This window comes from Oscillibacter ruminantium GH1, assembly GCF_000307265.1.
GTDB classification, from domain to species: domain Bacteria; phylum Bacillota; class Clostridia; order Oscillospirales; family Oscillospiraceae; genus Oscillibacter; species Oscillibacter ruminantium.
Genome location: NZ_DF158897.1, coordinates 478035 through 500601, shown reverse-complemented (window position 1 = coordinate 500601; position 22567 = coordinate 478035). Strand labels below are relative to the sequence as shown.

The 22567-nt window shown below is 56.9% G+C and carries 22 protein-coding genes; 17 read left to right on the top strand and 5 right to left on the bottom strand.

Translation table 11 applies throughout. The annotated features are described in order from the left end of the window. Positions 1 to 327 precede the first annotated feature (327 nt). From ON16_RS16350 to ON16_RS06875, 5 genes are all read right to left on the bottom strand, one after another. Positions 328 to 1032 carry a zinc ribbon domain-containing protein gene (locus ON16_RS16350; RefSeq protein ID WP_081579613.1) on the bottom strand — a complete coding sequence of 235 codons (705 nt, stop codon included), beginning with the start codon at positions 1030 to 1032 and terminating at the stop codon, positions 328 to 330. Between the two features lie 106 nt (positions 1033 to 1138). Beyond that, on the bottom strand, positions 1139 to 2044 hold the full coding sequence (locus ON16_RS06890; RefSeq protein ID WP_040660602.1) for a helix-turn-helix transcriptional regulator: 906 nt from the start codon (positions 2042 to 2044) through the stop codon (positions 1139 to 1141). 57 nt (positions 2045 to 2101) lie between these two features. Continuing rightward, positions 2102 to 2281: a hypothetical protein gene (locus ON16_RS06885; RefSeq protein WP_040660600.1), complete on the bottom strand. Its 180-nt coding sequence runs from the start codon at positions 2279 to 2281 to the stop codon at positions 2102 to 2104. Between the two features lie 27 nt (positions 2282 to 2308). Beyond that, the gene (locus tag ON16_RS06880; RefSeq protein ID WP_040660598.1) at positions 2309 to 3304 is read right to left on the bottom strand and encodes an ATP-binding protein; all 996 of its coding nucleotides are present in this window, start codon (positions 3302 to 3304) and stop codon (positions 2309 to 2311) included. 12 nt (positions 3305 to 3316) lie between these two features. Then, positions 3317 to 4246, bottom strand: a complete 930-nt coding sequence (locus ON16_RS06875) for a DnaD domain-containing protein (protein ID WP_243441785.1) — start codon at positions 4244 to 4246, stop codon at positions 3317 to 3319. A gap of 226 nt (positions 4247 to 4472) precedes the next feature. Here ON16_RS06875 and ON16_RS06870 point away from each other — a divergent pair, with 226 nt between their 5' ends. The 17 genes from ON16_RS06870 to hisS all read left to right on the top strand — a co-directional run bounded on the left by ON16_RS06870 (position 4473) and on the right by hisS (position 22291). Then, a complete protein-coding gene (locus ON16_RS06870) occupies positions 4473 to 4820 on the top strand; it encodes a cell division protein ZapA (RefSeq protein WP_040660596.1) in 348 nt (115 codons plus the stop codon). Further along, complete coding sequence (locus tag ON16_RS06865) at positions 4820 to 6946, top strand: U32 family peptidase (protein ID WP_040660594.1); 2127 nt, start codon at positions 4820 to 4822, stop codon at positions 6944 to 6946. Before ON16_RS06870 ends, ON16_RS06865 begins: the two co-directional genes overlap by 1 nt. A 72-nt stretch (positions 6947 to 7018) precedes the next feature. Beyond that, positions 7019 to 7447, top strand: a complete 429-nt coding sequence (locus ON16_RS06860; RefSeq protein WP_040660592.1) for a dUTP diphosphatase — start codon at positions 7019 to 7021, stop codon at positions 7445 to 7447. A gap of 85 nt (positions 7448 to 7532) precedes the next feature. Continuing rightward, the gene (locus ON16_RS06855; RefSeq protein WP_040660589.1) at positions 7533 to 8108 is read left to right on the top strand and encodes a Maf family protein; all 576 of its coding nucleotides are present in this window, start codon (positions 7533 to 7535) and stop codon (positions 8106 to 8108) included. 38 nt (positions 8109 to 8146) lie between these two features. Next, positions 8147 to 8989 carry a rod shape-determining protein MreC gene (gene mreC / locus ON16_RS06850; protein ID WP_040660586.1) on the top strand — a complete coding sequence of 281 codons (843 nt, stop codon included), beginning with the start codon at positions 8147 to 8149 and terminating at the stop codon, positions 8987 to 8989. Between the two features lie 12 nt (positions 8990 to 9001). Next, on the top strand, positions 9002 to 9526 hold the full coding sequence (locus tag ON16_RS06845) for a hypothetical protein (protein ID WP_040660584.1): 525 nt from the start codon (positions 9002 to 9004) through the stop codon (positions 9524 to 9526). A gap of 90 nt (positions 9527 to 9616) precedes the next feature. Beyond that, the gene (locus tag ON16_RS06840) at positions 9617 to 11710 is read left to right on the top strand and encodes a penicillin-binding transpeptidase domain-containing protein (protein WP_040660582.1); all 2094 of its coding nucleotides are present in this window, start codon (positions 9617 to 9619) and stop codon (positions 11708 to 11710) included. A 169-nt stretch (positions 11711 to 11879) separates the two neighbouring features. Continuing rightward, positions 11880 to 13751, top strand: a complete 1872-nt coding sequence (locus ON16_RS06835) for a glycoside hydrolase family 13 protein (protein WP_040660580.1) — start codon at positions 11880 to 11882, stop codon at positions 13749 to 13751. Positions 13752 to 14239: 488 nt separating this feature from the next. Then, on the top strand, positions 14240 to 14995 hold the full coding sequence (locus ON16_RS06830) for a ParA family protein (RefSeq protein ID WP_040660577.1): 756 nt from the start codon (positions 14240 to 14242) through the stop codon (positions 14993 to 14995). A gap of 18 nt (positions 14996 to 15013) precedes the next feature. Next, positions 15014 to 15898 (top strand): ParB/RepB/Spo0J family partition protein, encoded by an 885-nt coding sequence (locus tag ON16_RS06825; RefSeq protein WP_040660575.1) that lies wholly within the window; start codon positions 15014 to 15016, stop codon positions 15896 to 15898. A 14-nt stretch (positions 15899 to 15912) separates the two neighbouring features. After that, positions 15913 to 16446, top strand: a complete 534-nt coding sequence (locus ON16_RS06820; protein ID WP_040660573.1) for a hypothetical protein — start codon at positions 15913 to 15915, stop codon at positions 16444 to 16446. 254 nt (positions 16447 to 16700) lie between these two features. After that, entirely contained in the window at positions 16701 to 18008 is a 1308-nt protein-coding gene (serS, locus tag ON16_RS06815; protein WP_040660571.1) for a serine--tRNA ligase, read from the top strand. Between the two features lie 202 nt (positions 18009 to 18210). After that, on the top strand, positions 18211 to 18618 hold the full coding sequence (gene mscL, locus ON16_RS06810; RefSeq protein ID WP_040660568.1) for a large-conductance mechanosensitive channel protein MscL: 408 nt from the start codon (positions 18211 to 18213) through the stop codon (positions 18616 to 18618). Continuing rightward, positions 18615 to 19325 carry a 16S rRNA (guanine(527)-N(7))-methyltransferase RsmG gene (gene rsmG / locus ON16_RS06805; protein ID WP_369384298.1) on the top strand — a complete coding sequence of 237 codons (711 nt, stop codon included), beginning with the start codon at positions 18615 to 18617 and terminating at the stop codon, positions 19323 to 19325. The genes mscL and rsmG overlap by 4 nt, the downstream gene beginning before the upstream one ends. A 115-nt stretch (positions 19326 to 19440) precedes the next feature. Further along, the gene (gene minD / locus ON16_RS06800; RefSeq protein ID WP_040660565.1) at positions 19441 to 20184 is read left to right on the top strand and encodes a septum site-determining protein MinD; all 744 of its coding nucleotides are present in this window, start codon (positions 19441 to 19443) and stop codon (positions 20182 to 20184) included. 14 nt (positions 20185 to 20198) lie between these two features. Further along, complete coding sequence (locus ON16_RS06795) at positions 20199 to 20612, top strand: methylglyoxal synthase (RefSeq protein ID WP_040660563.1); 414 nt, start codon at positions 20199 to 20201, stop codon at positions 20610 to 20612. A 323-nt stretch (positions 20613 to 20935) separates the two neighbouring features. Beyond that, entirely contained in the window at positions 20936 to 22291 is a 1356-nt protein-coding gene (hisS, locus tag ON16_RS06790; protein ID WP_040660561.1) for a histidine--tRNA ligase, read from the top strand. Positions 22292 to 22567 lie beyond the last annotated feature (276 nt).

Genomic DNA, 22567 nt, shown 5'->3' with positions numbered 1-22567 from the left:
ATTTGTATTAAAACCGTCCGGGGATTTTTAATTTAAGAGTCCGCTAATTCGCGTATATAATGTCCACTGAACAAATGCAATTTGCGTATCGCATTTGCCAAAAGGACAGTTCCTGCCCTTTTGGACGGGAAAACCCGCGGGTTTTCCCGTTTCAGATGCCTTGATGACTGTCTAATTTGATCTGCGGACACACGCCGCAAATCAAATGTGCAAGGTTTTTAACGGTTTTCGGTCAAAACCTTGCACATAAACAAAGCAAAAACACCTTGCAAGTGTTGATATCACTGTGTTTTTGCTTTGTTCAGCAGACATTATATAGGGGATGCTTTACTTTTTTGCTTGATCCTTCCACCGCTTCAGCGTGGGAAAATACGCCAGCATCTGGCTGCGGGCCAGCTCCCGGTCGGTATAGAGCTTCTTGCCCTCTTCCGTATCCAAGCAGAAATCAATCATTTCCTCCATGGTGCAATCAGCGGTAAAGGCGCCGTTTTTCCGGCAATAGCAGCAGTACTCCGCGCTTTTGCTTCCGTCTTTCTCCGTGCCGCGCTGGGCCTCCTCAGTCATGGGCATCCCGCAGGACTGGCACACATCCGCCAAACCAACGTAGATGCTGATGTCCGCCTGACCGTCCGGGCCGGGCTGGCCGTATTCCTCAAAATCCACCTGGCAGGCCCGGGGCAGCGGCTCCGCCCAAATCCTGCCCCAAGCCTCCGCCGTGGCCTTTTGCACATCGCCGTGAAAAGTGAACTTCGCATACTTCCCCGCTGGAATTTCCACACGCCGAAAACCCTCCGGGCAGGTTTCTCCCTGCGTTGCGGCCAGCATATCGTAACTGACGTCCGCCCAGTCGTAATTCGTGTACAGGCCAAGGCAGGGCGCATCCGGCGCGCTGTTTACCTTTGTCCGCTCACCGCCCAAAAACGCGGCCCAGACGCCGCCAATCTTTTGCGCCATATCCGGCGCGTCATTTCGGGTACGAATCCCCATGCCCACCACAGTGCGGGCCTTCAGCTCCACAATCTCGTATTCCATGATTCCATCCTCCTAATTTTTAAGTGGCCGCAATCGCGGCGCTTCTTGTTTTGTATCCACACAATAACAGAAAAAAGCGGACAGAGTCTGTCCGCTTTTCCAAAAGTTATTGATATTTTTTCAGCATCCGGCTCATTTCCTGCCGAAGTGCCTCCCGCATCTCCGGTGGGTCCAATACCTCCACCGCCGCCCCGAAGGAGAGCAGATAGCCCAGCGCCCAATCCCCCGCAGGCCACATGGTGCGGACAAGAAAGCTGCCGTCGTCAGCGCGTTCGATCTCTCCCCTCCGAAAGGAATCGTATACCCGAAACGCCATGGCCGGAGAAAACCGAATTGTCAGAGGGAAAAGACGGACAGGCGGGCTGGCATCCTCACCGTCCAGCGCAGGCGGCACGCTCCGGGGTGCGAACGTTTCTGTCTCCACCGCAAGGCGCTCTATGCGGCTAAGGCGAAACACCCGGAAATCCTTCCGGGAAAGACACCAGCCCTGCAAATACCAATTGGCCCCCTTAAAGCACAGGCGGCACGGCTCCACCGTCCTTCGGCTGGATGTGCCGTTGGATGCAAAATAGTCAAACGTCACCCGCCGCCGCTCCAAAATCGCGTCCTTTAGTTGGGGAAACAAGGCTTTTGCGGCTGGGCCCCCGCCCCACGGAGAAAAATCCACGTCAATCCAGTCGGTGGCGCTGCGGCGGAACAGGCCGTTCAAATGGGTCAGCACTTCGCTCTCCACACCGGAACCGGTGGCTTTGAGACTTTGGAGAGCGGTCAGGATTTCATCCTGCTCTCTGGCTGAGAGCAGGGTCTTTGACAGTACAAAATCCGGCAGCAGGCGAACGCCGCCCTTCCGTCCGCGGGCCGCATAAATCGGAATTCCAGCCGCAGAGAGCGCGTCCAGATCACGGCGCACCGTGCGGGTGGAAACTTCCAGCTTTTCCGCCAGCTGGGAAACCGTCATGCCGTCCCGTTCCAAGAGACAGTAAAGGATTTGAAACAAACGGGTGCTTTGCATACCGTCTCTCCCCTTTCGGTCGGCCTTGCTCCAAGGTTCTCCCACGGAGACACACCGCTATGAAATACGGCTGGCGTAATAAGCGACCAGCGCCGCGGCAGTCAGCCCCGCAGCCAGAGCCAGCACATACAAAACCGCCCGCACGGACTGTCCCGCCCGAACCATGCGAACCGTATTAAAGACGGTCAGCGGCAAAAGTACGACCAGCAGCACCCACGTTTTTCCCGTGATTTCCATAGGAAGACACTCCTTCCTTCAAACGCCTCAGCCCCGCTCCTTTTTCAGTCTTCGGATGTCCTGCCCGAAAAACGGTAAAATCTGATATTCCCCCTCCAACCGGGAGGCAATCTGTCCGCCATACCGACGGGAAAGCTCATCCGGAGAAAGGTTTGTGTTCAAAATCATGGCCCGGCGCTCCAAAAGGCGGGTATTCACGATTTCATACAGCGCGCTTTGGACAAACGTGGTGGTCATCTCTGTGCCCAAATCATCCAAAATCAGCAGGTCGCACCGAAGGATGCGCTCAATATCCTCCGCGGCTCCCTCTCCCTCATCCCGGCCGAATTTTCGGTCCTCAAACCGAGCAAACACATGAGCCGCCGTGTCATATACCACAGAAAATCCGTTTTTACTGACCTCCCCCGCAATGGCGGCGGAGAGGAAGGTCTTCCCCAGTCCCGGCTTGCCATACAGCAGAAGATTTCCGCAGCGCCTTCCAAAGGCGTGGGCATAGTTGGCGCAGACTTCATACACCGTCTCCATGTTCTCCCGGGGGGACATACCGAAATGCGTGTCCGGCAGGCGGTCGTACCAGTCCAAAGAAAAGGTGTCAAAGCTCTGCCCCGACAAATCCAAAGAGCGGGACAGCTCCGCCTGCTGCTCCTGTGCATAGTACCGCCGCAGGCAGGCGCACACCGCCTCGCCCCGGGTCCCTACGTCATTGCAAAGCGGACAGGCGGGCTTGTATTCCAGATAATCCGCCGGTAAATCCAAATCCGACAGCAGGCGCGTCCGCTCCTGCTGCAGACTCATATTGTTATCCCGCAAAACGGCCACCGCCGGACGAGGGTCCGCTCCCCGGCGCAGAGCAGAGGCAATGATGCGGCTCATGGTGGCGGTCAGCTCTCCGTCGATCTCCCTGAGCCGGGGAACGCGGGCATAGACCTGCTCCTGCCGGCGGCGGAAGCTCTCCTCCCGACGGCGGCGATCCGCCTCCTGCCGGGCCATGGCCCGACGCATAATTTTTCCGTCGTAGGACACTCCGTTTCCCCCTTACTCTTTTCCCCGGTGCAGCGCCTGCACATACCGGCGCATCTCGTCTTCCGGCGGGCGCTGATCCCGGTGGGGCAGTTCGCCCCGGGGTCGGGGCCGGTCCCCTGCCGCAATCTGCTCCGGAGTGTGCAGCCCCGCCTCGTGCCACTTTTTCAGGATGCCGTTTATGTAGGGCCACTTCAGCTCATGGCACTTCAAGATTGTCTTCTCATAGGCCTCGGCCACCGTCTCCGGCGGGAATCCCCACTCCTGCCACGCGGCCAGATATTTTTCTTCCGCCGCCACCGGGAGCCGATCTCCCATTTGGAGCACCCGCATATAGGCGGGCATGGATTCCTGCCGCATGGCGTACTTCTTCAAATACTCCGCCGCGCCGGTCTGGGTGTCGATTCCCATCCGCGCCCAGGAGTACCCTTCTTTTTCAATCTGGCGCAGAGTCGGGCGGCGACCCTCGCCGTACCGCCGCTGAATGCGCTCCGCGCAGTGGCACACCAGAAGGTAAATCACGTCGGAGGGCAGGCCCAGATAGTCATACAGGCCAAGAAGGGTACCTAGGTCCGGCGTGGACAGTTTTTTGCCCAGCTTCCGCTCCACCTCGGCGGTGAGCAGGCGGAACTGCTCGTCCCGCGCCAGCGCGCCTGTGACGTCCTCCTGATGATAGTCCGGCTTTTCGTCCGCCGGCTCCGGAATCTCCGCCGCCGGGGCGGAGACCAGTTCCAGCTGGCGCAGCGCCTCTTCCGCTGCCTCAATGCGGGGCCGCTCCCATCGCAGCTCTCCCGCCAAGGACCGGGGAGGAACCATGCCGTGGTGGCGCAAAAGCGCCAAATACAGCAGCGCAGCATCCCCGTCTCCCCGCTCCAGCAGGCGGCGCAGGGCCGCGCCGGACACGGTGACGCTCTCGTCGCCCATCGGTCTTAAAATCCCCGCCACCCGGTTCGCCCCTTTCTCTTGTGTAGATCTGGGCCGCCAAAGTGGCACCAGTTTTTTGACATTCCCCATTGTATACGACTTGGCCGCTTCTGACAAGTCCAAAACTTTAGGCGGGAGCCGAAAAAAGCTGGAATCTCACAGACAGATGTGTTATAATATTTACTTATAAAAATGGGTTAGTATGCCGCTCTATGGGCGGTAGTTTCAAAAGAGGAGGAATCGCAGTATGAAAAACCGTGTCACCATGACGATCTGCGGAGAGGACTACAATTTTGTGGCCGATGAATCCCCGGAATACATGGAAAGAGTGGGGAGTTACGTCAGCGAGAAGATGAACGAGATGCTCAACGTAGGCAAGGTGGGCCGGACAGACGCCGCCGTGCTGGCTGCGGCCAACATTACGGACGAGCTGTTCAAATCCTATGAGGCGGCGGAAAAACTGCGGAGCCAGATCAAGGGCTATGTGGACGAAGCCAACCGCGCGCAGGCGGAGGCATCCGATCTGAAGCGGGAGGTTTTCCGCCTTCAGCAGAAATTGGATGCGAAAAACGGCGGAAACGGAAACCGCCACTGATGCGTCCGGAGCTTCTTTCCCCCGCCGGGTCCCCGGAATCTCTGCGCGCCGCCGTGGAATGCGGCGCGGACGCGGTCTATCTGGGCTGGGGCAGTTTCAATGCCCGGCAAAGCGCCAAAAACTTTTCCGACGAGGAATTTTCCGCGGCGCTGGCCTATTGTCACGAGCGGGGCGTCAAGGTTTATTTGACGCTGAATACCTTGGTAACCGACCGGGAGCTGGATGCGGCGCTTCAGTGCGCAAAAACCGCCTCTGCTCTGGGGGTGGACGCGGTGCTGGTGCAGGATCTGGGTCTTTTTGACCTGATGCGCGCGGCCCTGCCCGACCTCCCCCTTCACGCCAGCACCCAGATGAGCCTGTTCACCTCCGGCGGAGCGCGGGAGGCCGCGCAGGACGGGTGCGAGCGGGTGGTCATCGCCCGGGAGTGCTCGGCGGAGGATACCGCCCATATTTGCAAAAACTGCCCGGCGGAGATCGAGGTCTTTGTTCACGGGGCGCTTTGCATGTGCTACTCCGGCCAGTGCGCCATGAGCGCCCTGATTGGCGGACGGTCAGGAAACCGGGGCCGGTGCGCCCAGCCCTGCCGATTGCCCTATACGCTGGCGGAAACCCCGGGAGACGGCGCGGCCCGTCAGTCAAATCCCCCTCCTTTTGCGGGAAAGCCGAAAAAAAGCAGCTATCCCTTGAGCCTTAAGGACAACTGTCTGGCCGGCAATCTGGAGGCCATGGCGAAGATGGGCGTGGCCTGCCTGAAACTGGAGGGGCGGATGAAGCGCCCGGAATACGTGGCAGTGGTCACCGGGATCTATTCCCGGCTCCTGCGGGAGCGGCGCGGCCCAACGGCAGAGGAATCCGCCGCGCTGGAAGCGGCCTTTTCCCGCACCGGTTTTACCGATGGATACTGGCAGGGCACGACCGGGCCCGCGCTGTTCGGCATTCGTCCGGCAGATGCGCAAGAGCCAAAGGAACTGTTTGCGGCGGCAAAAGCCGCCGTGGAAAAAGGCGGACTGCGGACGGTGGATGTGACCATGGACGCGGCGTTCCGCAAGGACGCTCCCTGCACGCTGACCGTCCGGGATGCGGACGGCCACGCCGCCACCGTCTCCGGCCCTGTGCCGGAAGCGGCTCGGAACCGGGCCGTCACGGCTGAGGAACTGGAAGTCCGGCTGAAAAAGACCGGCGGCACCGCCTATCGGTGCGAGCAGATATCGGTGTCGGCAGACGACGGCCTTTCCCTTCCCGCAGCGGCGGTAAACGCTTTGCGGCGAGACGGCCTCGCGGCCCTGTCCGCTTTGCGCACCGCGCCGCCCAAGCGGCGGGTTTTGCCCCTCCCGGCACTTGCGGAAGCAAGCTGCGCAGCAGACGCCCCAGCGCTGACCTGCTCTCTGGCCCGGGTAGATCAGCTGACGGAGGATTTGCTGGCCTGCGCCCCCGCTCGCATTGATCTCCCGCTGGATCTTTTTGATACACTGTCTTCTCTGCCGGAATTTGACGGGGAATACTGTGTCATTCTCCCCCGCGTGTGGCGGGATCGGGATGAACCAAGGCTTCTTGAATTGCTGGACCGGGCCAAAGCTCTGGGTGTTTCTGCCGGGCTGGCGGGAAATTTGGGGCATCTCTCCCTGCTGCGCCAAAGCGAACTGTCCATGGACGGGGATTTCGGTCTGAATGTTTTCAACGGACGGGCGCTCGAATATCTCGCGGGCAAGGGCCTGCGCTCCGCCACGCTGTCCTTTGAGCTGCGAGGTGCCCAGATGCGGGACCTGCCCAAGGTTTTGCCCACAGAGGCCATTGTTTATGGGCGGCTGCCTTTGATGATTACGGAGAACTGTCTGGCCCGAAATGGAGATGGCTGTTCCTGTGAACGGCCTCACGCTCTGGTGGACCGCACCGGCGCGTCTTTCCCCCTGCTTTCCGTCTGGGGCCACCGAACCGAAGTGGAAAACTGCAAGCCGCTGTATCTGGCCGACCGGGATGACTGGAAACGTCTTGGGCTGACCTTTGCCCGCCTGCGGTTCACGGATGAGGCGGCGGCAGAGTGCGTCCGAATTTTCCACACCTATCAAACCGGAGGAGCCGTCCCGGAGGAATTTACCCGGGGTCTCTTTGACCGGGGCGTTGAATAAGGACATTTTGCAATCCGCTTCGTAATATTTACAGATTCTTTTACAATTCGTATTGATTTTGGAGTACTATGAATGAATATTAAGGTCCGTTATCTCTGCGGCGATTTGGAGCCGCTGCGCTACGTGGACGGAAAGTCCGACTGGATTGATCTTCAAGCGTCGGAGACGGTGACGCTGCGGGCGGGTGAATTCCGCCTGATTCCTCTGGGTGTGGCCATTGCCCTGCCGGAGGGTTATGAGGCCCACATTGTCCCCCGCAGTTCCACATTTAAGAATTACGGTATTTTGCAGACCAATTCCATGGGTGTGGTAGACAACAGCTACTGCGGGGACAATGACCTGTGGCGCTTCCCCGCTTACGCCACCCGGGATGTGACCGTGGAAAAAGGGACGCGCATCTGCCAGTTCCGCCTGATGGAGCACCAGCCCCGGCTGGAATTCACGGCGGTGGAGCATTTGGACGGCCCGGACCGGGGCGGCTTTGGCTCCACAGGGAAGTAAATTGCATCTTCAGAGGGGATGCGCACAGCTTGAAAACAGCTTTTTCAGCGGCCTGAGGCCGCTTTTGGAATCAGGAGGACAAAAGATGTCTAAAATTATATTGGCTTCCGGCTCTCCCCGGCGGCAGGAGCTTCTTCGCCGCATGGGGATTGCCGATTTTGAGATTCGCTCGCCGGATATCGACGAAAGCTATCCCGCCGGATTGAATCCCACACAGACCGTGGAGTATATCTCCCGGAAAAAGTGCGACGCCGTGGCTGAAAGCGCCGCGCCGGACGAGATCGTGATTGCCGCGGACACCATGGTGTTTGTGGATGGGGAGCGGCTTGGAAAGCCCGCCGACGAGGCGGACGCCCTGCGGATGCTGACGCGGCTTCAGGGGCGCGCGCACATGGTCTGTACCGGCGTTTCCGTCCGTCAGGGAGATTTGGTCTTTACGGAGTCTGAATCCACCGAGGTTTTGTTCCGTACCGCTTCTGCGATGGAGCTGCTGCAATATATCCGCACCGGCGAACCGATGGACAAAGCCGGAGCCTATGGGGTGCAGGGCCTCGGCGCGCTTTTGGTGGAGGGAATCCACGGCGATTTCTATAACGTGATGGGCCTTCCCATGCTGCGGCTGAGCCGGATGCTGGGACGGTTCGGCGTCAGCTTTTTTTAATTGATTTGAATTCTTGAGGACTGATCGAGGTCGTTGACTTGAAAGATTTTCTGAAGCGATATGGACTCTGGGTATTGTTTGCCACGGCGGTGATCGCCGTGGGTCTTGCTCTGCTGTCCGTTTTCAGCACCACCTCCTCCCCGCTGGTGAATCTGGCGCAGACGGTTACCTCCCCTTTTCGGGCGGCCTATACCGCCATTGCGGACTGGGTGACGGATAAGCAGAACTATTATGAAGACACCACGGCACTGAAGGCGGAAAACGAGGAATTGAAACAGCAGATCGCCAAAATGGAGGCTCAGGTCCGTCAGGCCCAGAGCGACAGCGAGGAAAACAAACGTCTGCGGACCCTGATGAATCTGCGGGAACAGCGGCGGGACCTCAGCGATTTTGAAGCTGCCACCATTACAGAGCACTCCACCTCCAACTGGACAAGTTACCTCACGCTCAACCGCGGCACGGAGCACGGCGTGGAGAAAAACGACTGCGTGGTCACTGAGAGCGGGTATCTGGTGGGCGTGGTCAGCGAGGTGGGAACCAACTGGTGTTCTGTACTGAACATTATCGACACGGACACCTCTTTGGGCGCTCAGATTTTCCGCACAGACGACATCGGCGTGGCTGAGGGGGACTTCTCCCTGATGGGCAAGGGCCGGCTGCGGCTGGATTATCTCCCTGCCGGAGCGCAGCTTTTAAACGGCGATCTGGTGGTGACCTCCGGTCTTGGCGGCTACTATCCCTCCGGCCTTGTGATTGGCACGGTGGAAGAAGTCCAGACCGACGATTCCGGGGCCACATCCTATGCCGTTTTGCTTCCCAGCGTGGACTTTGACGCTTTGAGTCAGGTCTTTATCATCAAATCCTTCGACATTGTGGACTGAAAGGCGGCTTTTATGACTCCCCGACAGGAAACCATTCATAAATGGGGGCTGTATGCTCTGGCAACGCTGCTGTGCTGCGTGGGACAGGGGCTGGTTCTGCAATATGTGACGGTTCTGGGCGTGTTCCCCTTTATCTATCCCATTCTGGCCGCAGTCGTCTCCACGCTGGAGGGGCCTTTGTCCGGGATGGTCTACTCGCTGGCTCTTGGCGTGGTCTGCGACCTGACGATTTCCGCTCCCATTCCCTGTTTTTACACGTTGATTTTCCCTCTGTCCGGCCTGCTGGCGGGAACGCTGGCCCGAAAGGTGCTATCCTCGGGTTTTCTCAGCGCTGTGGTGACCTCTGCGGCCGCATTTGTCCTGACCGGTGCATTCCATGGGCTGATTTTTGTGTTCTCCTCCCGTCCGGCATGGGCAGAGACGGCCTCCGTCTGCGGGCGGGAGCTGGCGCTGTCCATTCCTTTGGTTCTGCCCGTTTACTTTCTGTTTCGGCTTGTCTGGCGCAAGAGCCTTGAAAACCAACCCACCCGTTTATAAACGACGCGGCGCGAAATGCGCTCTGCGGCTTGCTCCGCAGATTTTAAACAATTCGCCGCAGCTTTTGTTTAACTTTCTGGAGGTACTCCCTTGAACGAAACAATTCCCAACAGCAACCGCCGCTTATACGTTCTGGGCGGTTTCCTGCTCTGCGTCCTGATTACTTACACCTGTGTCATGTACGACACACAGATCAATCAGGGGGACTATTATCGGGAGCAGTCTGTGCGCACGATCACCAGCACGGAGACGGTGGAGGCCTCCCGCGGGATTCTCACTGACCGCAACGGGCAGGTTCTGGTTTCCAACCGGCAAACCTATGCCCTGACGTTTGATAAGTCCCTGTTGAACGAAGAAGATGACGAGAACGAGGCCATTTTGCGCCTGATTCAGCTGTGCCGCCAGCGTGGCGTGGTCTGGAACGACAATTTGCCCGTCAGCAAGTCCGCACCTTATGCCTATATTGTTGACGCCGCTGGAACGGTTCAGCGGGACCGGTTCTCCAAATTTCTTCAAACCAGCCTTAAGGCTCTGTCCACCAACGTACAAAAGGACAATGTTACCGACGCCCTGCTCTCTTCCATCATCTCCCCTGCCGATTTGATGGCGCAGATGCGGACCTTTTTCACCATTCCGGCGGACTGGTCCGACGCGGACGCCCGGGCGGTCGTTGGCGTGCGCTATGAGCTGGAGGTTCGTAAAATCATCAATACCACGGCCTATGTTTTTGCAGAGGATGTGGACACCGAATTGATCTCTCTGGTAAAGGACGGAAACTACCGGGGCGCAAAAGTCTCCACGTCCTCTGTCCGGGAGTACAACACCGCCTCTGCCGCCCATGTTCTCGGAACGGTGGGCCGCATCAACGAGCAGGAGCTGGCCGCCGCAGACCCCAACATTTATAATGGAGAGGACTGGATCGGCAAATCCGGCGTGGAGCTGGCGTTTGAAGATTACCTTCGGGGCGTCGACGGCAAGCGTCTGATCTCCTCCAACTCCGAGGGTAAGATCACCAGCGAGATTTACACCACCGAGCCGGAGCCGGGAAACACCGTGGCATTGACACTTGATTTGGGCCTGCAGGAAGCCACGGAGCAGGCTTTGTCAGACACTATTACCAATCTAAATAAGGATGGCAACGTTACCCGCGGCGCGGGCGCGGCGGTGATTGAAGTAAAAACCGGAGAGGTGCTCGCTCTGGCCTCCTATCCCACGTTCAATCTTGCCACATACAGTCAGGATTACGCCACCTTGGGCAGCGACCCGGGAAAGCCCTATTATAACCGCGCAACGCAGGGCCGCTATGCCCCCGGCTCCACCTTCAAGCCCTGTACCGCCATTGCCGCTCTGGAATCCGGCGTGGTGACTTTGACGGAGCAGATTCGGGACACAGGCCGGTGGTATTACCCCGATATGGTCGCAGGAACCGAACCCTTCAGCGCCTGGTGCTGGAAACGCAGCGGCCATGGCCTGCAAAATGTTACACAGGCCATCACCAACTCCTGCAACTACTATTTTTACACCATGGGCTATCGTTTGGGCATCGACCGACTGGACCAATACGCCGCCGCCTTCGGCCTTGGCAGCAAGACGGGTATTGAAATCGGAGATGACGCCGGTATTTTGGCCGGGCCTGCCTATTCCGAGTCTGTGGGTCAGACGTGGTACGGCGGCAACACCGTCATGGCGGCCATCGGCCAGTCGGACAATCTGTTCACGCCTTTGCAGCTGGCCAACTATATTGCCACCCTTGTCAACGGCGGCGACCACTATGCGGCTCATCTGCTCAAATCCGTGAAGTCCTATGATAATTCTTCTATTGTCTATACCGGCGTGCCCGACCCGCTGAACACCATCGACATCAAGTCGCAAAATCTGGCCGCAGTGAAAAACGGTATGCACGACCTGACTACCAAGGGCAGCCTCGCCAGCTATTTCCGCAGCTGTGTGGTGGAAACAGGCGCTAAAACCGGCACCGCCCAGATTTCCAAGGATATTAAAAACAACGGCGTGTTTGTTTGCTTTGCCCCCTTCGACGAACCGGAAATTGCCGTGGCTATTGTCATCGAAAAGGGCGGTTCCGGTGCGGCTCTGGCAACTGCCGCCGTGGATATTCTCAACGCTTACTTCACAAAAGAGGAAATCGGCACTGTGATTGTCGGAGAAGATCAACTGCTTCCGTAAGCATCCTCCCTTCTCCTTTGATTCCCGCAGAACCGCTTTGTACGCGGCGCGGTCAGGATTCCGCAGGGCGGTTGCTTGGCCGTCCTCGGGCGGGCAAAGCCCGGCCCGCCGGTAATTCTGACTGCGCCGCTTTTTTGCCCGCATTTTTGGAAAGGACTGTTCCTTTGTTATGAGCGAACCCTTTGTTTTTGATCCCCGCTGCGAGCTGTGCAAAGCGCCCTTTGGCGCTGTGCGCTGCCGCCAAAGTGTTCTTTTCTGTGTACGCCCGCTGGCGCGGGAGGGCTTTACCCACTGCGCACTGGTCATTCATCTGGAGTTTTCCGGTCTGCGGGAGGAGCACGAGCTGCACTGCGACGGCCCGGAGGGCGACCGTCTTCGCTTTTCCATGACTTTAGACGCGCCGCAGCAACCGGAGCTTCTCTGGTACCATTTCCGCTTCTGGCGGGAGGACGGCTCCGGCTGTGATCTGGACGGCTCCGGCTATCGCAGCGACGGATTCCCCGCCGACTGGCAGTTGACGGTATATGACGATTCCCATCCAACGCCCCGCTGGTTCGGCGAGGGGATTACATACCAGATTTTCCCAGACCGTTTTTGCCGTCTGTCCGTCCCTGATCCCGCTGGAATGGTAGGGGACCGAATGGTTCATGAAAACTGGGAGGACACGCCGGACTGGAGGCCCGATGAAACCGGCGCGGTCCGCAACCGAGACTTCTTTGGCGGTTCTTTGCAAGGTATTGCCTCCCGTCTGGCAGAACTGGAACAGCTGCATGTCACCACGCTTTATCTCTGCCCGGTGTTTGAATCTGCCTCCAACCACCGGTACAACACTGCGGATTATACCAAAATTGATCCTATGCTGGGCACAGAAGAGGACTTTCGGTTTCTCTGCGCGCAGGCGGAAACCCATGGCATTCGGGTGATTTTGGACGGCGTTTTTAATCACACCGGATCTAACAGTGTCTATTTTAACGCCGAGGGGTTTTACCCAACTGTGGGTGCGGCCCAGAGTCAGGACTCCCCCTATTTCAACTGGTACACCTTCCACCCTTGGCCTGATGATTACGAGGCTTGGTGGGGAATCCGAACCTTGCCCGCTGTCAACGAAAGCTCTGCGTCTTACGGGGCCTTTATCGCCGACGGCGAGAACTCGGTCATTCGCCGCTGGCTGCGGGCCGGTGCCTCCGGCTGGCGGCTGGACGTGGCTGATGAATTGCCCGACGAGTTTCTTGCCCGTCTGCGCAGTGCGGTGGACACCGCTAAGCCCGGCAGTATTTTGCTGGGCGAGGTTTGGGAGGACGGCTCCAATAAGATTGCTTATTCTAAACGACGGAAGTATCTGCTGGGCAGCGAAACCCATGGGCTGATGAATTATCCGTTTCGCACGGCGGCGCTGGCTTATTTGCAGGGCGGTGATGCTTGCAGCTTTGTGCAGGCCATGGAGACAATTCGGGAGAACTACCCTCCCCCCGCGTTTTACAGCGCTATGAATTTTCTCGGCACCCATGACACCGCCCGCATCCTGACGGTGCTGGGCGCGCCCACTGTCCCGGAATCAAAGGCGGAGCGGGCGGACTTTCTGCTCTCTCCCAACCAGCGGACCGAGGGTCTGGCGCTTCTTCGGGTTGCGGCGGCTTTACTATACGCTTTTCCCGGCTCCCCCATGATTTACTACGGTGACGAGGCCGGAATGGAGGGTTGGGAAGACCCCTTTAACCGCGGCACTTATCCATGGGGAAAGGAAGATCAGGCTCTGCGGGCGTTTTATGTTCGTCTGGGGCAGCTTCGTCACAGCCGCGTTTCTCTGCGGCGGGGCGATATTCGCTATCTATATGCCGCTGGCTCGGGGCTGGCTTTTTCCCGCAGCTGGGAGGACGAGACAACCACCGCCGTGTTTAACGCGGGGCGTGAACCGCTGACGATGGAAGTTCCCTGGGTCTTTTCTGCCGCCCGCGATTTTCTAACCGGTCGAGCCTTCTCCCCGGTTGACGGAGTTTTAAAATTAGAACTGCCTCCTCGAACTGCACTGCTTATTATTTGAACCGTTTAAGGGAAGAATGTTTCACGTGAAACATTCTTCCCCTTTCCTTTTATTTTGCGAATACTTTTTTGCGATACCCTCCTCCCCTTTTTGGTTGCACGAAATGCTTTTACTATTTTTCTAAAATTTCAGTGAATGAGCTTGTCTGCGTTTGCGCACAAAATATATCCAAGTCTCACGGAATGTTTCACGTGAAACATTCCTGTCCGGTGTGTCCACGCGAAAAAGCGTTGGCTCTCTTGTTTTAAATGGCCTAAAACCGAACAAACTACACATAAATTGCATTTCATTCGAAAATTCTTCTGTTTTATTGTTTTTCTGCGGCAATTGCCTTGAATCTCAAAATGAATCTTGTTATAATGATACTCGCATGACAGAAAGAGACTGCAACGCCATTCTTTTTAATGAATTTGCAGAAAGCCGCGCCGGGTCGTTTATAAAAGGTTTTGCCCCGGCGGGCTGCTGTTTTTGGGAAAGCGGGTGCTGTATTGGCGAAAATAATCGCGGTTGTAAATCAAAAAGGCGGTGTGGGAAAAACCACATCCTGTGTGAATCTGTGCGCCGCAGTAAAGGACGCGGGTCAGCGGACGCTTTTGTGCGACTTTGACCCGCAGGCAAATGCCACCTCCGGCATGGGCGTGGACAAGACCCTGTCCAAGGGCGTGTACGAAGTGGTGATTGGCGAAGCAGCGGCAAAGGACGCCGTGGTTTCCACGAAATACGGCGATGTACTCCCCTCCAATAAAGCGCTGGCAGGCGCCGGGATTGAACTGATTACCATGGAGCGCAGGGAGTATCTGCTGAAGGACGCGCTGGCGCAGGTGGCGGAGGATTACGATTTCATTTTTATCGACTGTCCTCCCTCTTTGGAACTTTTAACGCTGAACGCGCTTTGCGCCGCCGACTCGATTCTCGTGCCGGTGCAGGGTGAGTATTTTGCGCTGGAGGGGCTCAGCGACCTGATGAACACCGTGCGCATTGTCCGCCGTTCCTTGAACCCGAAGCTGGAACTGGAAGGCGTTTTGCTCACCATGTTTGACGGGCGGACAAACCTTGCTCTTCAGGTGGCGGAAGAAGTAAAGCACTACTTCCCCGGTCAAGTCTATACCACGGTGATTCCCCGAAACGTCCGGCTTTCCGAAGCCCCCAGCCACGGAAAACCCATCTTTACATATGACCGCACATCCCGGGGCGCGGAAGCATACGGCGCGCTGGCCGCCGAATTTTTACAGAAGAATCTCTGATTTTGGAAAGGAGCCGCTATGGCATTGCAAAAATCCGGACTTGGCCGGGGCCTTGGCGCCCTGTTGGGAGACGATGTGCTGAAAACAGAGACATCCGGCACCTTTTCCCTCCCCATCTCTCAGGTGGAGAGCTGCTCTAGTCAGCCCCGCAAATCCTTTGACGAGGATGCTCTGAATGATCTGGCGGATTCCATTCGCCGCCACGGGATCATTCAGCCTTTGACCGTGCGAAAGCTGGCCTCCGGTTATTATCAGATTATTGCCGGAGAGCGGCGGTGGCGCGCCGCCCGCATGGCGGGTCTGAGTCAGGTTCCGGTGGTGGTTATTGAGGCCGACGACCGAAAGGCCGCAGAGCTGGCTATGATCGAAAACCTCCAGCGAGAGGACTTGAACCCCATGGAAGAAGCCGCCGGATTCCAGTCTCTTGTTCAGTCCTATCACATGACGCAGGAGGAGGCGGCCGCGGCTGTGGGCAAGTCCCGCAGCACCGTGGCTAATGCTCTGCGTCTTCTGACCCTCTCCCCTGCTGTAAAAGCGTTGGTGGAGGATGGTTCCCTGTCTGCCGGACACGCAAGAGCATTGCTGCCGCTGTCCCCGGAATTGCAGGAGAGTGCGGCTCGGTGCGTGATCTCCGGCGGGCTGTCCGTCCGCCAGACGGAGGCACTGGCTAAAAAGCTGAGCGCAGAGGAAAAGGAGCCTGAGGCCCCGCCCCCCGAAAAAGTAGACTATGCCGCTGAGGCACAAAAAGATCTGGCTTCCCATCTGGGCCGCGGCGTTAAAATTGTTACCGGCCGGAAAAAGGGCCGCATTGAATTGGAATATTACGGAGTGGACGATTTAAACGATCTGTTGGAAGCGCTGGCGCTTCTGAAGGTGCGTCGTACCCAGTCCGATCAGAAATGAGGAATTATCCAACCATGAAACTGGAAAAACGCAGCGAGGGCGCCGATGATGCGACTCCCGCGCCTGAAGCCTCTCCCAAGGGACAGAAAAACAAACCCGTTATTGTCTATATCATGATCCTGTTTATCATGGCCTTTTTGCTCATGGCGCTGTCCTTTTTTATGCACCAGCGCAGCAACGAGGAGGTCATCGGCACTCTGCAAAGCTCCGTTTCCACGCTGCAGGAATTGCAGGAAAGTCAAGATAAAATTATGCGTCTTCAGTCCCAGCTGACGGACGCCAACAAGCAGATTGAAACGCTTCAGTCCCAACTGGATGAATTGAATTCCGCGCAGTCTACCGGCTCTGATAAAACCGCAGCCCTGCTGGCTCTGTATACCTTGCAGCAAGAGTTTTCCGCCAAGGACAGCAATGCTTGTAAGCAGACCATTCAGGCGATGGAGGATGCCGGCCAGCCCGCTCTGCTCTCGAAAGACGCCATCGGCGACGTTGTCTCCCCCGCCGAGCGCTATCAGCAATTGAAAGAAGCCGTCATGTCGTCGGAATAAACTTCATATCCCTCTCTTCCGCCTTTGGGCGAAAGGTCACTCATTCCGTGATTCCTCCTCTCTTCTCCCGCGCAGAGCGCGGTGGAAGATGTGGACGGGGGGCGCGCTTCACTCCATATCCATCCCTCCACCGAACAACGAACACGGAGAATCGGCCCGACACTGCACCGGCGCATCGGTGAAAAAGCCACCGTACAAGGCTCTTATAAATTCTAACACAAAACCGATATGGTATTTAGAAGGAGAAAACGAACATGCTGGATATCAAATTTGTCCGGGAGAACCCCGACGCCGTTAAGGAGAACATTCGAAAAAAGTTTCAGGACGCGAAACTCCCCCTCGTGGATGAGGTCATTGAGCTGGACGTGAAGCGCCGCGCCGCAATTGTGGAGGCCGATCAGCTCCGGGCAGACCGGAACCGCCTCAGCAAGCAGGTCGGTATGCTGATGGGTCAGGCAAAAAAGGACCCCTCAAAGATGGCAGAGGCCGAGGCTGTGAAAAAGCAGGTCACCGACGAAGCGGAGCGCCTTGCCGAGCTTGAAAAACAGGAGGCGGCGCTGGATGAGGAGATCCGCAAGCGCATGATGGTCATCCCCCAGATCATTGACTCCTCTGTGCCTCTCGGCCCGGACGACAGCGCCAATGTAGAGGTTCAGCGGTTCGGTGAAGCAAAGGTTCCCGATTTTGAAATCCCCTATCATACGGAGATTATGGAGAGCTTTGACGGTATTGACATGGATGCCGCCGGCCGCGTCTCCGGCAACGGCTTCTACTATCTGCTGGGCGATATTGCCCGGCTGCACGAAGCGGTTTTGGCCTATGGCCGGGACTTTATGATCGACAAAAACTTCACCTATTGCATTCCTCCCTTCATGATTCATGGCAACGTGGTGGAGGGCGTCATGTCCCAGACCGATATGGATGGCATGATGTACAAAATTGAGGGCGAGGATCTCTATCTGATCGGTACCAGCGAGCACTCTATGATTGGCCGTTTTATTGACCAGATTCTTCCGGAGAATTCTCTCCCCGAAACGCTGACCTCCTACTCCCCCTGCTTCCGCAAGGAAAAGGGCGCCCATGGCATTGAGGAGCGGGGCATTTACCGTATCCATCAGTTTGAAAAGCAGGAGATGATCGTGGTCTGCAAGCCCGAGGACTCCAAGGAGTGGTACGAGCAGCTGTGGAAATATTCCGTGGAGCTGTTCCGTTCTCTGGACATCCCCGTGCGTCAGCTGGAGTGCTGCTCCGGCGATCTGGCCGACCTGAAGTGCAAGTCTTGCGACATCGAGGCTTGGTCCCCCCGCCAGCAGAAGTATTTCGAGGTTTGCTCCTGCTCCAATCTGGGCGACGCACAGGCCCGCCGTCTGCGCATCCGCTACAAGGATGCCGACGGAAAAATGCAGCTGTGCCACACACTGAACAACACCTGCGTGGCTCCTCCCCGGATGCTGATTGCATTTTTGGAGAATAACCTGCAAGCGGACGGCTCCGTTCTCATTCCCAAGGTTCTGCAGCCCTATATGGGCGGCAAGGAAAAGCTGACGCCCAAACACAAGTAATTTTCCATAATATTTCAGTCTGTATAATTATGTTAGAATAATACGGATTGTTGTTCCGATTTAGAGCCAATAGCGCAGTCGTTTCGGCATCTCTGCATCGTTTTCGGCTCTAAATCGGCTCCATTCCGGTCAGACTCCTGAATCCATTGGGCCGCAACGGATTCAAAGTAAGTAACTAATGAAAAAGAAAGGAACGTATCTCATGGCGGAAAAATCCACCGGTTTTATCTCCGAATTCAAACAATTTATCGCCCGAGGCAATGTGATGGATATGGCTGTGGGCGTGATCGTGGGCGGCGCGTTTAAATCCATCGCCGACTCTTTGGTGAACGATATTATGATGCCGCTGATCAGCCTGCTGACCGGGAACGTCTCCTTTTCCACCATGTCTGTGGTTGTAGGGGACAACTTGACCGTCATTCCCTACGGGAACTTTCTGGCCGCGGTTTTGAATTTTTTGATTACCGCCTTTGCCGTTTTTTGTCTGGTGAAGGGGATCAATCGCTTTCATAAGAAGAAAGAGGCTGCACCCCCGCCTCCTCCCTCCCCCAGCAAAGAGGAAGCCCTGCTGACAGAAATTCGGGATCTTTTGAAGGAACAGCAGAAATGATGGAAACAGTTTTGCGAGACGGCCTTTCCCAATTGGGCCTTTCCGGCAACAGCGTTCCTGCGCTGCTGCGCTATGCATCTGCGCTGGAGGAAAAAAATAAGGTGATGAACCTGACAGCCATCACAGATCCGATGGATGTGGCCCGCCTTCACTTTTTAGACAGTGCCGCGTTGTTGAAGATTCTGGACTTTTCCGACAAAGCGGTGGTGGACGTAGGCACCGGCGCCGGTTTTCCCGGTCTGCCCATCCGCATTTTGGACGATTCCGTGAAAATGACCCTGCTGGATTCTCTGGGCAAGCGCGTCACCTTTTTGCAGGAGGTCTGCGACGATCTGGGGTTGAACAACGTACACTGCGTTCACCAGCGGGCGGAGGAATTCGCGGCAGAGCACCGGGAATCCTTCGATGTGGCGGTTTCCCGCGCCGTGGCTTCCCTTCCGGTTCTGGCGGAGCTATGCCTTCCGCTGGTGAAGATCGGCGGCACATTTTTGGCCATGAAATCCGTGGACAGCGGCGAGGAGCTGGACGCCGCCGCAAGGGCGGTTCAGCTTCTGGGCGGACGGATTACGGGAACCAAGGACTATGTCATTCCCGGAACAGACGTTGTCCACCGGGCGGTTCTGATTGAAAAAGTGAAGCCCACGCCGCCGAAATATCCGCGGCCCTTCACAAAGATCAAAAAAGCGCCCCTTTCCGCGTCAAAGTGACGCCCATTCCCTGCTTAAACGCAGATACGCAAAATTTTTGTTTCAACTGATTAAATTGTTTTGATTTTGGCGAATTCATCCTGTAGAATCAGGATATAAAAGAGGTGAGGTCCAGATGGGTGAATGTATCGCCGTTGTCTCCGGGAAGGGTGGCACCGGCAAAACCTCCTTTGTGGCAGGGGTCGGGTCCGCTCTGGCGCAGGCAGGAAAGCATGTTCTTTGCATTGACTGCGATGTTGGCCTTCGAAACTTGGATTTGGCGCTTGGTCTGACGGATAAAGCCCTGATGGACTTCTCCGATGTGGCGCAGGGCCGCTGTACGCTGGAAAAGGCGGTGGTCAGCCAATCCCGGCTCCCCACGCTGGATCTGCTCACCGCGCCGGTGCGCAACCGGGGCCGTCCTGTGAGCGAAGATCAGTTTCGTGTCCTGATGGGGCAGGTCCGCAGACGGTATGATTATTGTCTGCTAGACGCCCCAGCCGGGCTGGACGGCGGATTTCGTCTCGCCGTGTGCGGGGCGGACCGCTGCATTCTCGTTACCACGTCGGACGCCGCATCCCTGCGGGACGCACAGCATACTGTGATGGAACTGGAATCCTTTCCTCGGGGAAGGCTGCATCTGGTGGTCAATCGGGTGCGCAAAAAACTGCTTCGGAACATGCACGCCACCATTGACGACGCCATTGACACCGCAGGCCTGCCCCTGATTGGGGTGGTGCCGGAGGACGACGGACTGCCGCTGGCGCTGAACCGGGGCGTCCCATTACTGCTGACGGACGACACTCTGGCCTCCACCGCCTATCGAAATATAACCCGGCGTCTCATGGGACAGCGCGTTCCCCTGATGCGCATAAAATAGAAAGGAGTTTTCCTATGAATATTGCAATTATGTCCCACGACAACCGGAAAGACCTGATGGTCCAGTTCTGCACAGCTTACGCCGGAATTCTCTCCAAGCACACCCTGTTTGCCACCAACACAACCGGCCACATGGTTTCCGAGGCTACCGGGCTGGACGTTCACTGCTTTTTGTCCTTTGCCCATGGCGGCTGCCAGCAGATTGGCGCCCGTATCGCCTATAACGAGATCGATCTGGTTCTGTTTTTTGATGATCCCAACAGCCCCAGCATGGCTGAAGACGTGACCTACATCTCCCGCCTGTGCGACCAGAACAACATTCCTTACGCCAGTAATATCGCCACGGCGGAAATGCTGGTTCTCGGTCTTGCGCGGGGCGATCTGGACTGGCGTGACATCGTCAATCCCAAGACCCATCCGCAGGGCTGAGCGCGCCCACAGCCTTTTCAAATACCGCGTTGATGCCGCAGCAGTAACCCGTAAACCAACCCACAGAGAAAAACGCCGATGGCTGAGAGCGTTTGGGTGGAACCGGGCCAAGGACAGCGGCGGAGCGGGGGCGGAGACGCCCACGGTCCCTCCCCGTACCGATGGAGGCCAAAAGGAGAGGCGGAGTCTGTTCCCCTCTTGAATTTGGGTGGCACCACGAAGCGTTTTCCGCTCTCGTCCCAAACCAAGGGGACGAGAGCGCCTTTTTATCATTTTTACGTTGCTTTCAAATAGAAAAAATACGAATAAAGGAGTTTTTTATTATGGCAACTTTGAAACCCCGCACTCTTTCCGGCTTCATGGAGCTGCTTCCCGCGCCCCAGCAGCAGATGGAGCGCATTATGGAGGTTCTGCGCGAGACTTACTCCCTCTATGGCTTTACGCCTTTGGACACCCCCATTATCGAGGCCAGCGAAGTTCTGCTGGCCAAGGGCGGCGGCGAGACGGAAAAACAGATCTACCGCTTTTCCAAGGGCGACGCTGACCTGAGCCTCCGCTTTGACCTGACGGTGCCTCTGGCCAAGTATGTGGCTCTGCACTACAACGAGCTTTCCTTCCCCTTCCGCCGTTTCCAAATCGGCAAGGTCTATCGCGGCGAGCGGGCGCAGCGGGGCCGTTTCCGGGAGTTTTATCAGGCGGATATCGACATCATCGGAGACGGCAAGCTGGCCCCCATCAACGATGCGGAAATTCCCGCCATCATTTACAAGGTTTTCTCCACGCTGGGCCTGAAACGGTTCCAAATCCGGGTGAATAACCGGAAGATTTTAAACGGGTTTTACGCCATGCTGGGACTTTCGGAGCAGGCTGGCGACGTGATGCGCACCGTGGACAAGCTGGATAAAATCGGCGCGGATATGGTGAAGGCCATTCTGGTGGACGATTACTCCATCTCCCCGGAGAAAGCCGACGAGGTTTTAAAGTTTATTGCCATCACCGGCGGCAGCGAGGCGATTTTGCAGGCGCTGGAGGGCTATCGCGGACGCAATCCCCTGTTTGACGAGGGGTTGGACGAGCTGACGCTGGTGGTCAAATATCTTGGTTCTTTTGGAGTTCCCGACGAGAATTTTGTAGTGGATCTGACCATCGCCCGCGGTCTGGACTATTACACCGGCACCGTTTACGAAACCGCGCTTCTGGATCACCCTGAGATTGGTTCCGTCTGCTCCGGCGGCCGATACGACAACCTTGCGGAGTATTACACGGAAAAGCAGCTCCCCGGCGTTGGCATCTCCATCGGACTGACCCGCCTGTTTTACGTGCTGGGCGAGCAGGGACTGCTGAATCCCGATCTGCCCACTGCCCCCACCGACGTGTTGATCCTGCCCATGACGGACGATCTGGCTCCCGCCATTTCCTTTGCCACGCTCCTGAGGGAAAATGGCATTCGGGCGCAGCTGCACTGCGAGGACAAGAAGTTCAAGGCGAAGATTTCCTATGCCGACAAGCTGCGGATTCCCTACGTAGTCTTTTTGGGCGAAGACGAAATCAAAGCGGGCATCGTGGCCTGCAAGGACATGATCTCCGGCGAGCAGACGAAGCTGGACGCCGCCGCCACCGTCTACCGCATTAAGGCTGGGCTGGCCGAGCGGAACAAGGGAACCGTCATTTCCGAATAAGGCCGCTTTTTTGAAGGCAGATTTTCCACTGTCCCGTGGAAAGTGGTTTTCCCGAGCTGTGTTATGCAGAGAACCGGCAAATATGATGGAAATTCAAAATCCATTTTGTAATAATCCGTTTTAATTATACAAACAGGAGATTTTGAAGCACAGCTGCTGACACTTCTTTTGGGACTGTACCCACACTTGGGTTTGGAGTTCGCCGGAAAACTCCCTCCTAACACGGAAATTTGCCCATCTAACGATCAAGAACGTTCACTTTAAATGAATTCAACA